Below are 13,436 nucleotides of genomic sequence, written 5' to 3' on the forward strand. Positions count from 1 at the left end.
AAGATTTAGATTTAGATTTTTTTCTTGATAAATTAGACATTAAAATACCAAGCCAACGGCTATTTGAGTTTGAATCAAAAGATATTTTTAGAGTCATAGTAATTGGAACTGCCAAAAACATTCCAACAATTCCCAAAATATAACCCCAAAAAATTAAAGAGAAAAATATTACCAAAGGTGATAATCCAAGCTCTTTCCCCATCAGTTTTGGCTCTAAAATATTGCTAATAGAGATATTAATTACCATATAAAGTACAATTACCCATATAGTTGATGCAATATCAAGATTCATCAAAGCTAAAAGTATTGCAGGAATTGAAGCTATTATTGAACCAATTACTGGAACAAAATTAAATAACATTGCTATAACTCCCCACAATATTGGATAATCAACTCCAAAAAATATTAACATCAAAGTAACTATAAATCCTGTAAGAAAACTTGTAAAAGATTTAACTACAAAATATTTTTGAATGTTATATGAGAAGAGATTAAAGTGTTCAAGATTTTTTGCATTGTTTCTAAATATTACTTTTAGTTTTGTTTGAAAAGATTTTGACTCTGCTAGAATAAATGCAACTCCAATAATTACCAATAAAAATTGAGATAAAAAAGCTCCTATGCTTCCAATAACATTTTTAGTAAGACCAAAAAAAGAGCCAAAATTTAGGGCTTCCATTATTTTTATTCTATCAATCTCTATTTCAAATCCATAATTTTGCATAAGATGTATAGAGTTTAAAACTAAATTTTTTAATTTCTCCTCATATAGTGGAAGATTTGTTAAAAAATCTTTTAAAGATATATTTACTACATAAACAAACATAAATCCAACTATTAAAACAATCAAAGCTAAAAGCAAATATGAGATTATTTTTGGTATTTTTCTCTTTTTTAATAGGCTTAAAACAGATGAGAATATAGAAGATATAAAAATAGCTAAAAATAGTATAACTACTACTTCGCTTGCCATTTTAACTCCAGCAATAATTATTACAAAACTAGCAAAATAGAAAAAATAGTTTTTTAAATTTATTGCATCCATCATCTGTTTATCCTTTTATTTTTCTAAATGATTTTTTAGTAAAAGTTTAAGTTCACTAATCTCATTTTTTAACTCTTTAATCTCTTTGTTTATGTTATTGTCTTGAGATTGTATCTCATCTATTATATTTTGTTCCTCTTCTTTATTTAAAATAGCCATAGCATCAACAATTATTGCTACAACTAAATTTATCATTACAAAAGTTACTACAAATATAAAAGGAACAAAGAAAACCCAAGCATAAGGATAAACATCCATTACAGGTCGTACAATTCCCATAGACCAAGATTCCAAAGTCATAATTTGAAATAGAGTATAAAATGACTCACCTAATGTTCCAAACCACTGTGGAAATTTCTCTCCAAAAAGTTGTGTTGACATAATTGCAAAAATATAAAAAAATAGCGTCATTAAAGCGATTACAGATAACATTCCTGGAATTACGCTAATTAGTGCTGAAACTATTTTTCTCATCTGAGGAACAGCAGTGATAAGTCTAAATAGCCTTAAAACTCTTAAAACCCTTAGTATTTCAAATCCTGAACTTGTAGGAACTAAAGATATTGCTACAACAAAAAAATCAAACAGACTCCAAGGATCTTTGAAAAAAGATACTCTGTGAACATAAATTCTCAAAGCAATCTCAATTGTAAAAATTGTAATAACAATTTGATTAAATAAAGTTGTAAAAGCTCCATAACTTTGCATAAAAGTTTTTGAAGTCTCTAAACCCATTGTAATACCATTTAAAACTATCAAATAGATAATAAACTTTGAGAAAAATGAACTATCTACGATATTTTTAACTCTATGATACATAAAGCTTCTTTAAAATTTTTTTGAAATAATAGATTAAAAAACTATAGATTTAAATTAAGCCTACTATATCTCTAATTTCTCTTATTTTTTCACTTGCTATTTTTCTTGCTTTACTTGCTCCAAAAGATAGAATATCTCTCACTTCTTTTGGATTTTCTAAAAGTTTTGCTCTTTTTTCTTCATAAGGTTTAAAATACTCCTCTATTTTTTCAAGAAGTGTAAGTTTAAAGTGACCGTATCCTTCGCCTGGTGTTTCATATCTTTTTTGTAAATTTTTTAGTTCATCTGTAGACATAAATAGTTTTGAAATATTATAAATATTGCAGTTTTGCCACTCTTTTGGCTCATCAAGCTCTTTTGAATCAGTTACTATTTTCATAACCTGTTTTTTTCGCTCTTTAGGAGTTGTAAACATATCAATTGTGTTATTATATGATTTACTCATTTTAGCCCCATCTGTTCCTAAAACTGTTGCAACATTTTCATCTACTTTTGCAGTTGGTAAAACAAAAATATCTTTTTTGTATGCATGATTAAACGATATTGCAATATCTCTTGTCATCTCAACATGTTGTATTTGATCACGTCCTACTGGAACAATATTTGAATCAAATAGTAAAATATCAGCAGCCATCAAAACTGGATATGAAAAAAGTCCATGATTTGCACTAATTCCTCTTGAAGTTTTATCTTTATATGAGTGAGCTCTCTCTAATAATCCCATAGAAGTATGATTTGATAAAATCCAGTAAAGTTCAAGTACCTCTTTAACATCGTGTTGTATCCAAAATGTTGATTTCTCAACATCCATTCCTAAAGATAAAAAGTTAATTGCTGCTTCATAAGAGTTTTTTTCTAAAAACTCTTTATCTTTTACACTAGTTAATGCATGATATGAAGCTATAAAAGCAAATAGTTCACCTTCATTTTGTGACTCTATCATCTTTTTTATCATACCAAAGTAGTTTCCTATATGAATTGTTCCTGAGGGTTGAATTCCTGATAAAATTCTCAAATTAAATCCTTTTAAATAGTTAAAAATTTATTTTATTTGAAGCGATTATATCAAAAGTAGCTAAAAGCATTAGTAAATCTATTAAAGGGGGCTTAATTTTTTTTTAGTACAATTCTTGCCTTTTATTTATTTCAATAAAATTAACTTTCATTTAATTTAAATCGATAAGGAACTATATGATAAAAAGGTATTTCAACAAAAATGAATGGTTTTCAAATATAAAAGGTGATACTCTTTCAGGTCTTGTAGTAGCTCTTGCACTAATACCTGAAGCAATTGCTTTTTCAATTATAGCAGGAGTTGATCCTAAAGTTGGACTTTATGCTTCATTTTGTATTGCAGTTGTTATATCTTTTGTTGGTGGAAGACCTGCAATGATTAGTGCTGCAACAGGAGCAATGGCACTTTTAATGGTTACTCTTGTAAAAGAACACGGTCTTCAATATTTACTTGCAGCTACAATTTTAACAGGTGTTATTCAAATAATTTTGGCATATATGCAAGTTGCTAAGCTTATGAGTTTTGTCGCACGAGCTGTTGTAATTGGTTTTGTAAATGCTTTAGCAATTTTAATATTTATGGCTCAACTTCCAGAACTAACAAATGTAACTTGGCATGTTTATGCTTTAACAATTGCAGGTCTTGGAATAATCTACTTATTTCCATATATTCCAAAAATAGGAAAAATAGTTCCATCTCCCTTGCTTACAATTGTTGTTTTAACTATTTTTGTATATTTTGTAGCTTGGGATGTAAGAACTGTAGGAGATATGGGAGAACTTCCTGATACTTTACCTATATTTTTATGGCCTGATGTTCCTTTTAATTTAGAAACTTTATGGATTATATTGCCTTACTCTCTCTCTTTAGCAGTTGTTGGATTACTAGAGACTTTTATGACAACAACAATAGTTGATGAACTAACTGATACAAAAGGGGATAAGACAAAAGAAGCAAGAGGTCAAGGAGTTGCAAATATTGCATCTGGTTGTATTGGAGGAATGGCTGGATGTGCAATGATTGGACAATCAATTATAAATGTAAAATCAGGAGGAAGAGGAAGGTTATCTACATTTATAGCTGGTTTTTTCTTACTTATAATGGTTGTATTTTTAAGTGATATTATCTCTATTATTCCTATGGCTGCTTTGGTTTCAGTTATGATTATGGTCTCTATTGGAACATTTGATTGGGCTTCAATAAAAAATTTAAAAACTCTACCACTCTCTACAAATATTGTAATGCTTTCAACTGTTATAGTAACTGTTTATACTCACAACTTAGCTTATGGGGTAATAACAGGAGTTCTTTTTGCCTCACTATTTTTTGCAAATAAGATTTCACACTTTATGTCTTGTGAAACTTCATATAATGAAGATAAAAGTGTTAAAACCTATAAGTTTGTAGGACAAATATTTTTTAATAGTGCCGATAGATTTTATGAAAGCATTAATTTTAAAGAGGTTTTAGATAGAGTAATTATTGATGTTTCTAAAGCTCATTTTTGGGATATTTCTGCTGTTTATGCACTTGATAAAGCAGTAATAAAACTAAGACGAGAAGGTGCTATTGTTGAAGTTGTTGGACAAAATGAAGCAAGTAAAACTATAATTGATAGATTTGGTGTTCATGATAAAGCTAAAATGGTAGAAAAAGTAATTAAAGGAGAGTAAATGAATAAAGTATTAGTTTGCATTGATGGTTCAGATTTTTCAAAAGCAGTTTGTGATTATGGAGTTTTTATAGCAAAAAATCTTAATTTACCTCTTGTTTTACTAAATGTAGTTGAACATTCAAAAATTTCAAATCTAGTTGATTTTTCAGGAAATATTGGTTTTGGTGCAAAAGATGTACTACTTGAGATGTTAGTTGATGAAGATGCTAAAAGAAGTCAAGAGGAGATTTTAAAAGGTAAAGTTATTTTAAAACAGATGCAAGAGTATGTTAAATCAAAAAATTTCTCAAATTTTACAACTCTTCAAAGACATGGAACTTTATATGAAACTTTGGATGAGTTAGGAAGTGATTTAAAAATTGCAATTATTGGTTTAAATGGCGAAAATAGTAAAGATATTGGATCTAATGTTGAGGAGTTGATTAGAACTTTAAATATTCCAATCTTGCTTGTAAATAGTGAATTTAAACCTATAAAATCTATTTTAATGGCATATGATGGGAGTCTTTATGCTAAAAAATCTATTGATATTGCCGTAAAAAATCCAATATTTCCAAATACAAAAAGATATATTGTAAATGTAAATAGTGATAAAAATGATTCAAATAGAGTTTTAAATGAAGCTAGTTTGATATTCAAAAATGCAAATATAGATTCTGAAATATTATCTTTAAGTGGAGATAAATTAGAAGCTATTTTAAATTATCAACAAAGCATAAACGCTGATATTATAGCTATGGGAGCATATAGCCATAATAGATTTAGAAGTGCAATTTTTGGAAGTTTTACAACAAATATGATTTTAAAATCAAAGGTTCCTTTGTTACTTTTTAGATAAATCGATTTTTTTGCTATTTTTTATAGATACAATTTTTATTTTAGGGTATAAAACTATTAATATAAGTGAAGAGAATCATGTTATTTTAAAAAATGTACATAGTAAATCTCAAGCTGTTTTATCTTTACAAAATAATATTATAAACCCTTTATATAATTTAAGGCAGTATTTTAGATTTACAAAAAACTTTATTAAATAACTCTACAGTTGCATATACAGATGCAATTGTGCAGACAAAAGAGGTAAAACTTGAAGTATTTTTAAATATTTAAATGATAAAAAAACAAAAGTAAATAAAATAGAACTTTCAAGTAATGATGAATTTAAACAAATGGCATTGATTATAAATGAAAATATTGCTTAATTATCCGAAGATACAAATGATAAAAATTATTTAAATGATAAAATTAAAGAGGTAAATAAATTTACCTCTTATATGTCTCAAACAATTTAAAACTCATATTTAAGAGCAAATCTATAATCTCTTCCCATCTCATATCTATAAACATCTGCTTGATTTTTTGTAGATATTGTTGTCGCTTTTGCGTATTGTTTATTTGTTAAGTTATTAATAGCAAAGAATAGAGTCCAATCTTTTAATTTATACTCTAAATTTATATCATGAGTTGTATAACCAGCTCTTCTTATCTCATTATTATTGCTATCTAAAACATCAGTTTTGGCAACTGCATTTAAAATATAGTTAATATTTAAATTCTCTATTATTTCAACCCCACCATTAAAAACAAATTTTTTGCTATCGTATCCACCAACTCTTCTTATATTTTGATCTTCATTATAAATTGTTCCATTTGTATCCATATTTTTTGCATTGGTATCAATTTGTGTATAAGCAAATGATGTTGAAAAAATATCGTAGTTGTATATAAGTTTTAGTTCAAAACCTTTTGATTTAAACTCATCATCTCTATTATAAATATCCTCTAAAGTTCTTCCACCTTCTCCACTTCCACCACCAATTGCACCTGATACAATTAAATCTTTAATATTTGTTTGAAAAATATTTGCATTAAAAGATAGATAATCATCACTTAAAAAAGTATCTTTTTTACTATATTTATAACCAAGTTCATATCTATTTGATTTTTCAGCTTTTAAATCTTTTGAGTAAGTTGAACCAATTTTTGTATTTAGTGCCCAAGTAAATGGAATTATGCTACTCATTCTACTAGCTTTTCCATAGTTTGCATAAATCAAAGAGTTTTGTGTAGCTTCATAATCAATACCAATATTTGGAGAAAATGTATCATCACTTTGTTTTCCAAGTCCAGTTTCAAAAGTATAGTAGTCATATCTTAAACCATAATCAAACCCTAAAGAGCCAATTGTAGTTCTATTTTGAAAAAACAAAGCTCTGTTTTCTGAATCTAAATCAGAGTATTTTGTAACAGCTTTATCTAAATTATGTGGTTCAAAACTACCTTTTCCATGCTCTTTTTGATAATCAGCTCCAATAGATACTCTATTTGTTGTCGAAGATATATCAAAATCAAAGTGATTTTGAACTTTTAATCCAATATTTCTATTTTCATACTCTCTTGTTCCATCTAATCTAATGTTTAAATTATTTTTTGGCTCTTCTCTTTTTAAACTTATATCTGTAAGATTTAAATTTGTATTTAAATTTACTAAATTGTTTGGATTATATGTGTGATTTAAAGTGTAATTTGTAGTAGTTGAAACTATTTTTTCAAGCTCTTCAGGTTTTGGTCTATACTCTGTTCCTCTCCATCTTGTATTACCACTATTCTCATTTTGATTTATAGTTAATCTTAAATCATGATTATTTGAATCTAATAAACTAAGCTTAAATAGATAATCTCTATCTTTATAGGCTGTTGCTATCTCTTTATTTTTATTGGCATCTTTATAATCATCACTATTTAATCCACTAACACTAATATAAGCTCCCAAATTATTCTCAAAAACAGAATAAGCTATAAGACTCCCATGTTTTTGATTTGCATTTGTGTTATATCCTGTTTTTAAAATTGCACCACTTTTTTTATCACCTTTTACAAAATCTTGAGCATCTTTTGTGCTCATCTGTATACTTCCCCCAAGAGCTTCACTTTTTGAAGCATCGTTTGATGTTTTTATATCCACAACTTTTAGTAAATCAGGATTTATTCCAAGCTCATTGCTTCTGTGTTGAAACATATTTTTACCCTGTTTTGCACCATCTAGTGATATGTTTAAATTAGAGCTTTCAATTCCTCTTAAATAGACTCTTTGTACATTTATAGCACCACCACCAATCTCAATAGAGGAGTTGTTGTTTAGTATCTCTTTAAAAGAGTTTGCTTGACTTTGTTCAACTTGTTGCATATTTATTTGCATAGTGTTGGTCTCTATCTCTTTTTTCTCCTCTATTGTAACTTTTTGCAAAGCGATATTTTGTGCAAAAGCTAAATCAGAAGCTAATATAAATGATAGAGTTATTGTAGCTTTAATATTAGATTTCATTATATTCCTTTTATGTGTAAATATTATTGCAACTAAGTTGCAAATTGGAATAATACTTTTTTGCAACTTAGTTGCATCTTAGAGTTACTAAAATTTTCAGCCTAAATATTTGCTTTTTTAGATATAATTGCCCAAAAATTTAAAAAAGAGCCTATATGATTGATATAAAACTATTACAAAATGATTTTGAAAAAAGTAGCCAACTTTTAGAGAAAAAAGGAGTTTCTAAAGATATTTTAGAATCTCTTAAAGTTTTAGCACAGAAAACAAAGATAAAAAGACAAGAGCAAGAAGAGACAACAGCAAAACAAAATGTTTTGTCAAAAGAGTTTCCAAGATATAAAAAAGAGAATCTTGATACTACAAAACTTCAAGAAGAGATAAATAGTTTAAAGTTAAAAAAACAAGAGCTTGAAGATGAAGTTAGAGTTTTAGAGGATGAGTTATCTGCACTTGCTTTAACAGTTCCAAATTTTCCTGATGAGGATGTTCCTTTTGGAGTTGATGAGAATGAAAATGTTATTTTAGAAGTAGTTGGAGAGAGACCAAGCTTCGGTTTTGAGCCAAAAGAGCATTGGGATTTATCATGTGATTGGTTGGATTTTCAAAGAGGTGTAAAACTAGCAAAATCAAGATTTACAGCCTTAAAAGGTGATGGTGCTAGACTTGAGCGAGCTTTAATAAACTATATGCTTGATTTTAATAGAGCAAGAGGATTTAATGAGTGGTATGTTCCATTTATGGTAAATTCAAATATGCTTGTAGGAACTGGACAGCTTCCAAAATTTGAAGAAGATCTATTCAAAATAGAGGGTGAAGATCTATATTTAATTCCAACTGCTGAGGTTAGTCTTACAAATTTATATAATGATGAAATTATTGATAAAAGTGAACTACCACTTTTACTTACTTCTTACACTCCTTGTTTTAGAAAAGAGGCAGGAAGTGCAGGGCGAGATACAAGAGGATTGATTAGACAACATCAATTTGATAAGGTTGAGATGGTTGCTATTACATCACAAGAGCAATCAGATGAAGTTTTTCAAAAGATGGTTCAGTGTGCTAGTGATTTATTAAGCTCTTTAGGTTTAGCTCACCAAAAAGTTAAACTTTGTAGTGGAGATTTAGGTTTTGGAGCGGCAGTTACTATAGATTTAGAAGTTTGGCTTCCAGGACAAAATAGATATAGAGAGATCTCATCAATCTCAAATACAAGAGATTTTCAAGCTAGAAGGGCAAAAATTAGATACAAAGATGATAAAAAAAATATATTAGCACACACTTTAAATGGTTCAAGTTTAGCAGTTGGAAGAACTTTGGTTGCTATTATGGAAAATTATCAACAAGCTGATGGAAGTGTGAAAATTCCTGAGGTATTAAAACCATATTTAAAATAAGATAAAAAATGTACAGTTTTTTAAGAGCTTAGGAGTTGCTCTTAAAAAATAAAATCTTCTTTAATTTCTTTGGAGAAAAAAGGGGCTTGAGAGAGACCCCTTTTGGATACTTAGGTTTTAAATTCTATAATACTTTTTCATAACCTAAGATTTTAATAGAACGACCTTTTTAAGAGACCTTACCTTAAAATTGCTACATTTTAACTAAGGAGAGATAAGTTTGGTAAAATCTCTTGATCAGTGAAATAATACTCTTACAAAACTTAAAGTTTGCTATTTTAATGCTACTTTTCTTCCAAAATTTAAAATTTTTCCAAAAGTTTTTTTAATTTAAAGCTCTTTTTTATCAAACTCTTTTGCAAAACCTATTAAATCTTTTCTTTTTAAATCGCCTCTATAAACAATATCTTCAACATTGATATCTTTATTATTTAAAACTTTTGGAACTGCATCTGAATTTTCTAAAACTTGCATATGACGGCTAAGCTCTTCTTCACTATAACTCATCTGCATATCAGCAGTTATTACATTTGGAATTGCTTCAATGACTTTTAGTTTTTTAAGTTCATCTTCAACATTTTCACCCTCTATTGTAATTATAACTCTTCCTTTCTCATCATGCATATGATAGTCGCAAACACCTGATTTTTTAAGATTTTCAATCACACTTTCTAAATTTTTTGGTAAAGTTGTTACAACTATACTTGAGATATTCATTTTTTCTTCCTTTAATTAAGATTATAAAAATTTATTCTAGAATCATCACTTGAGATAACAATTTGATTCTCATTTAAAAATAGAATTTTTGTTAAAATTGCTCTATTTTCGGTCAAGATAAATTTATCCTCTTTTGATTCTATGTCAAAAACAACAGCATCATTATTTTCATTAAGTAAGATACAAGCTAGTTTAGAACTAGGACTTAAAGCTCCTGTATAAACTAAAAAATCAAATGATTTATAAAAAGATTTTTTAGAGTTTGTAAAATAAAAAGATGCTCTTCTATCTTGTCCAGTTCCTAAAATAGTATCTTTTTTAATATCAACTTGAAAAACTCTATCTACATTTTGACCTTTAAACTCTTTTAGTTTTTTCAAACTTTTTGATTCAAATTGTGTTATTACACCACTTTCATCTGTAGTAACAAAACTTTTTTTATCACTGCTTAGAGTAAAATCTGAAAAAGATGATTGAGAAACTTGAGTCTGTTTGAGTATTTTACTGTTTTTTATATCATATAAAAATATTTGATTTGATAAAAGTGCATAAATAATATGCTCATCATCCAAAAATTTTGCTTTTGCAATAAAAAGTCTATTTTTTGAACTTACAATATTGTTTAATTTTCCATTTTCATAAATAAATATATCTCTTCCACCATTTTCTCCTTGAGATAGAATTAATACTTTTTCATTTAAAAAATCAACGCTATAAATTTTTGACTCAATAATCTCTTGCATAAAATCTTTAATATTTGGAACTTTTATAGATTGTTGAAACTCTTTTTTGCTTATATCAAAAATATCTACCTTTCCTTTAGAGCTCGCAATAAATATTCTCTCTTTTTCAACAACAAAATCAGTTGCCATTCCATCAATTTCTAAAAAAAATTCTGGCTTTAACTCTTTTGAATTTAAAAAGATAACAAGAGTGAAAAATATAAAAAATTTAAACATTTAAAACCTTTATAGAGTTAGTTGGACAAACTTTTATGCAAAATCCACAACTTGTACAGTTGTCATTTATAATAGGTTTAAAAATACCCTCAAAACTTATTGCATTTTCTAAACAAGGATCTTTGCATGAAAAGCACATAGTTTGATTCCAAGATAGACAAGTTTTAGTATCTATTTGAATTTTTGCATCTATATTTGATTTATACTTTATATCTAAAACTTCCATATTGCAAGCTTTTGCACAAAGATCGCAATATGTACAACCTGAGTTTGAAAAGTTTAAACTAGGAGTTTGGTCTTCTAAAATATAAATAATATTCTCTTCACAAGCTTCACTACAACTTTTTTCTAAGCATTTTATGCAATTTGTGAAAAAAATATCTCTATTTTTATAATAAGGAGGTCTAATAATACTCTCTTGCTCTTTTTTAAAAGGTTTAGCAAGAGAGCTAAAAAGCTCTCTTCTATTCATATTTATTTAACGCCTTCTTCTATTACATCAAGTAGATTTGATTTATCATTTAAATCACTACTTCTAAACTCTGTTACAAAATTATTCTTAGGTACAATTTCACTTTGAGACTGAGGAGCGTGACAAGCTGAACAGTTAAATCTAGCATTTGATAGGTGGTCAAGTGGTTTTACAACAGTTTTTATATCACTACTATTTTCTACTATTTTTCCATCTCTTTGAAGTTGACCTTTTTTATCTATATTTACATCTTCTCTAAAGTTAGTAAAATGAGATTTTGGAATAGCAGTTGCTCCCATAGACTCAGCTAACATTGGATCATGACACATGATACATTGATTATTATCAATTGTAATTGGAAGCATTCCTTCTACATCGTGAGAAATCATTGGTGGAGCATTCTCAAAAGCTCTTTTAATTTTTGTACTTGCTCCTGCTGGATCAGTCAAATATTTAGTCTCATCTGATACAACTTTAGTCTCATCAAGTAAATCAGCATCTCTTAGTCCAAAACTTTTATTCTCTTGAGATTTAGTTTGACTATTGTCACTATTAAAACAAGCAGTAAAAGTTCCTGCAATAATTAAAATTAAAGCAAATTTTACTAATTTCATTTTTTCTCCTTTATATATTTTCTTAAATCGAAATTTAGTGCATCATCTTCGCACACTTCTACACATCTTCCACAATTTGTACACTCATCAACTACAGCTTCACTACTTTTATTTATCATATGTAAAACTTGTATTTCAGGGCATACAACCTTACACTTCATACAGTTTGTACATCTATTGTGATTATGATGAACCCTTATTAGACTAAATCTTCCAATTAGTGAATAAAATCCACCAAGAGGACAAATATGTCCACACCAACCATTTTTTAAAACAAACAGATCAAACAAAAATATTACAATCATTGTTGCAAGTCCAAATCCAAGTCCAAAGATTAAACCTCTATGAACCATTGATACAGGAGAAATCAATTCAAAAGCTGCAACGCCCATAAAATAAGAGATTATAAAACTAATTAAAATTAGCCAATATCTTAAATTTCTAGTTGCTGGTTGTTTTTTTTGAACTTCATCAAATTTCAAAACTCTTCTTAAGAAGTTTGCACTATCTGTAATTATATTTACAGGACAAACCCAAGAGCAAAACGCTCTTCCTCCAAGAGTAAAGTAGAAAATTGAAATAATTAAAGCACCCAATGCTATATCAAAAGATATAACTGCTCCTGCAAAAATCATTTGTAAAACTGCAAATGGATCACTTAAAGGAATTGTTTCTAAAACCAAAGAGCTACTTAAATTCCCCATTAAATAGTTAATCCCATAAATATTTGCCAAAATATATAAAGCTATAATAGAGAGTTGTGTAAATCTTCTAGCAATTAAAAATCTATATTTTTTAATCATTTAGTAACTCCTGTGTCCCTTTATTTAATGAGTCAATTGCACTCTCTTTGCTTATGTCTGTTTTTGTCTTTTCTGATGTTGCATTTTTTAATCTTTGCTCATCTGATTCATCCCAACCTTTTATGTAGTGGTCACCAACTTTTCCAAGTGCAATTTCTCGTGGAAGTACAAAAATTGCTGGTTTTTCAGTAATACAAGCTTTTTCACAAAGTCCACAACCTGTACAAATATCACTATCTACAACAGGTTTTAAAAATGCATGTTTACCTGTTCTTTCATTTTTTTCATATACTATATTTATAGCCTCACCTAAAAGTGGACAAGCTCTATAGCAAGCATCGCATTGAATTCCCCAAAAAGCTACACAAGATTTTACGTCTACAACTGCAACTCCCATCTCCATTTGTCTTATCTCAAATGCATTATTTGAATCTTTTACAAGTTTTTCATCAAGTGCATCTGTTGGACAAATAGGAACACAAGGAATATCAACACACATATAACAAGGAATATCTCTTGGTACAAAATATGGAGTTCCCAAAGGTAAATTATCCCCTGGTTTTGCCAATTTTAGTGTATCAAAAGGGCATGCCTC

14 protein-coding genes are annotated in these 13,436 nt (G+C 28.1%); 4 read left to right on the forward strand and 10 right to left on the reverse strand.

From position 1 onward, the window contains the following. The 3 genes from WC168_RS07375 to trpS form a co-directional block, all read right to left on the reverse strand. Positions 1-1,048 (reverse strand): AI-2E family transporter (locus tag WC168_RS07375; protein ID WP_372618431.1); only part of this gene is annotated, 1,048 nt, incomplete at its 3' end. Between the two features lie 12 nt (positions 1,049-1,060). Next, a complete protein-coding gene (locus WC168_RS07380; protein WP_066162649.1) occupies positions 1,061-1,864 on the reverse strand; it encodes an ion transporter in 804 nt (267 codons plus the stop codon). A 49-nt stretch (positions 1,865-1,913) separates the two neighbouring features. Beyond that, complete coding sequence (gene trpS, locus WC168_RS07385) at positions 1,914-2,879, reverse strand: tryptophan--tRNA ligase (RefSeq protein WP_372618434.1); 966 nt, start codon at positions 2,877-2,879, stop codon at positions 1,914-1,916. Between the two features lie 176 nt (positions 2,880-3,055). Between trpS and WC168_RS07390 the strand changes: the two genes are divergently transcribed. Genes WC168_RS07390 through WC168_RS07400 form a run of 3 tightly spaced genes read left to right on the forward strand, consistent with a single transcriptional unit; the run spans position 3,056 to position 5,591 of the window. Beyond that, on the forward strand, positions 3,056-4,552 hold the full coding sequence (locus tag WC168_RS07390; RefSeq protein WP_372618436.1) for a SulP family inorganic anion transporter: 1,497 nt from the start codon (positions 3,056-3,058) through the stop codon (positions 4,550-4,552). Next, complete coding sequence (locus tag WC168_RS07395; RefSeq protein ID WP_066162640.1) at positions 4,553-5,392, forward strand: universal stress protein; 840 nt, start codon at positions 4,553-4,555, stop codon at positions 5,390-5,392. Positions 5,393-5,402: 10 nt separating this feature from the next. After that, positions 5,403-5,591 carry a hypothetical protein gene (locus WC168_RS07400; protein WP_372618438.1) on the forward strand — a complete coding sequence of 63 codons (189 nt, stop codon included), beginning with the start codon at positions 5,403-5,405 and terminating at the stop codon, positions 5,589-5,591. Between the two features lie 251 nt (positions 5,592-5,842). Here the strand turns inward: WC168_RS07400 and WC168_RS07405 are convergent, their stop codons facing one another. Further along, a complete protein-coding gene (locus WC168_RS07405; RefSeq protein WP_372618440.1) occupies positions 5,843-7,879 on the reverse strand; it encodes a TonB-dependent receptor domain-containing protein in 2,037 nt (678 codons plus the stop codon). 155 nt (positions 7,880-8,034) lie between these two features. Between WC168_RS07405 and serS the strand changes: the two genes are divergently transcribed. After that, positions 8,035-9,276, forward strand: a complete 1,242-nt coding sequence (gene serS / locus WC168_RS07410; RefSeq protein WP_372618442.1) for a serine--tRNA ligase — start codon at positions 8,035-8,037, stop codon at positions 9,274-9,276. Between the two features lie 330 nt (positions 9,277-9,606). Here serS and WC168_RS07415 read toward each other — a convergent pair whose 3' ends face one another. The 6 genes from WC168_RS07415 to napG form a co-directional block, all read right to left on the reverse strand. Beyond that, entirely contained in the window at positions 9,607-9,993 is a 387-nt protein-coding gene (locus tag WC168_RS07415) for a chaperone NapD (RefSeq protein WP_066162630.1), read from the reverse strand. Between the two features lie 11 nt (positions 9,994-10,004). Beyond that, positions 10,005-10,952, reverse strand: coding sequence for a WD40 repeat domain-containing protein (locus WC168_RS07420; protein WP_372618444.1), 948 nt, complete (start codon positions 10,950-10,952; stop codon positions 10,005-10,007). Beyond that, positions 10,945-11,424, reverse strand: a complete 480-nt coding sequence (locus tag WC168_RS07425; protein WP_066162624.1) for a ferredoxin-type protein NapF — start codon at positions 11,422-11,424, stop codon at positions 10,945-10,947. Before WC168_RS07425 ends, WC168_RS07420 begins: the two co-directional genes overlap by 8 nt. Positions 11,425-11,426: 2 nt before the next feature. Then, positions 11,427-12,038: a nitrate reductase cytochrome c-type subunit gene (locus WC168_RS07430; protein ID WP_372618446.1), complete on the reverse strand. Its 612-nt coding sequence runs from the start codon at positions 12,036-12,038 to the stop codon at positions 11,427-11,429. After that, positions 12,035-12,841 carry a quinol dehydrogenase ferredoxin subunit NapH gene (napH, locus tag WC168_RS07435; RefSeq protein WP_066162619.1) on the reverse strand — a complete coding sequence of 269 codons (807 nt, stop codon included), beginning with the start codon at positions 12,839-12,841 and terminating at the stop codon, positions 12,035-12,037. Before napH ends, WC168_RS07430 begins: the two co-directional genes overlap by 4 nt. After that, positions 12,834-13,436: ferredoxin-type protein NapG (gene napG, locus WC168_RS07440; RefSeq protein ID WP_372618449.1), on the reverse strand; the 603-nt coding region annotated here is incomplete at its 5' end. The genes napH and napG, both read right to left, overlap by 8 nt.

The organism is Aliarcobacter sp. (assembly GCF_041672065.1).
Lineage (GTDB): Bacteria > Campylobacterota > Campylobacteria > Campylobacterales > Arcobacteraceae > Aliarcobacter > Aliarcobacter skirrowii.

Bases quoted from the DNA above. Each gene is read 5' to 3' on its own strand.
- WC168_RS07380 (WP_066162649.1), bottom strand. From the start codon at position 1,864: ATGTATCATAGAGTTAAAAATATCGTAGATAGTTCATTTTTCTCAAAG.
- WC168_RS07390 (WP_372618436.1), top strand. From the start codon at position 3,056: ATGATAAAAAGGTATTTCAACAAAAATGAATGGTTTTCAAATATAAAA.
- WC168_RS07395 (WP_066162640.1), top strand. From the start codon at position 4,553: ATGAATAAAGTATTAGTTTGCATTGATGGTTCAGATTTTTCAAAAGCA.
- WC168_RS07405 (WP_372618440.1), bottom strand. From the start codon at position 7,879: ATGAAATCTAATATTAAAGCTACAATAACTCTATCATTTATATTAGCT.
- serS (WP_372618442.1), top strand. From the start codon at position 8,035: ATGATTGATATAAAACTATTACAAAATGATTTTGAAAAAAGTAGCCAA.
- WC168_RS07415 (WP_066162630.1), bottom strand. From the start codon at position 9,993: ATGAATATCTCAAGTATAGTTGTAACAACTTTACCAAAAAATTTAGAA.
- WC168_RS07420 (WP_372618444.1), bottom strand. From the start codon at position 10,952: ATGTTTAAATTTTTTATATTTTTCACTCTTGTTATCTTTTTAAATTCA.
- WC168_RS07425 (WP_066162624.1), bottom strand. From the start codon at position 11,424: ATGAATAGAAGAGAGCTTTTTAGCTCTCTTGCTAAACCTTTTAAAAAA.
- WC168_RS07430 (WP_372618446.1), bottom strand. From the start codon at position 12,038: ATGAAATTAGTAAAATTTGCTTTAATTTTAATTATTGCAGGAACTTTT.
- napH (WP_066162619.1), bottom strand. From the start codon at position 12,841: ATGATTAAAAAATATAGATTTTTAATTGCTAGAAGATTTACACAACTC.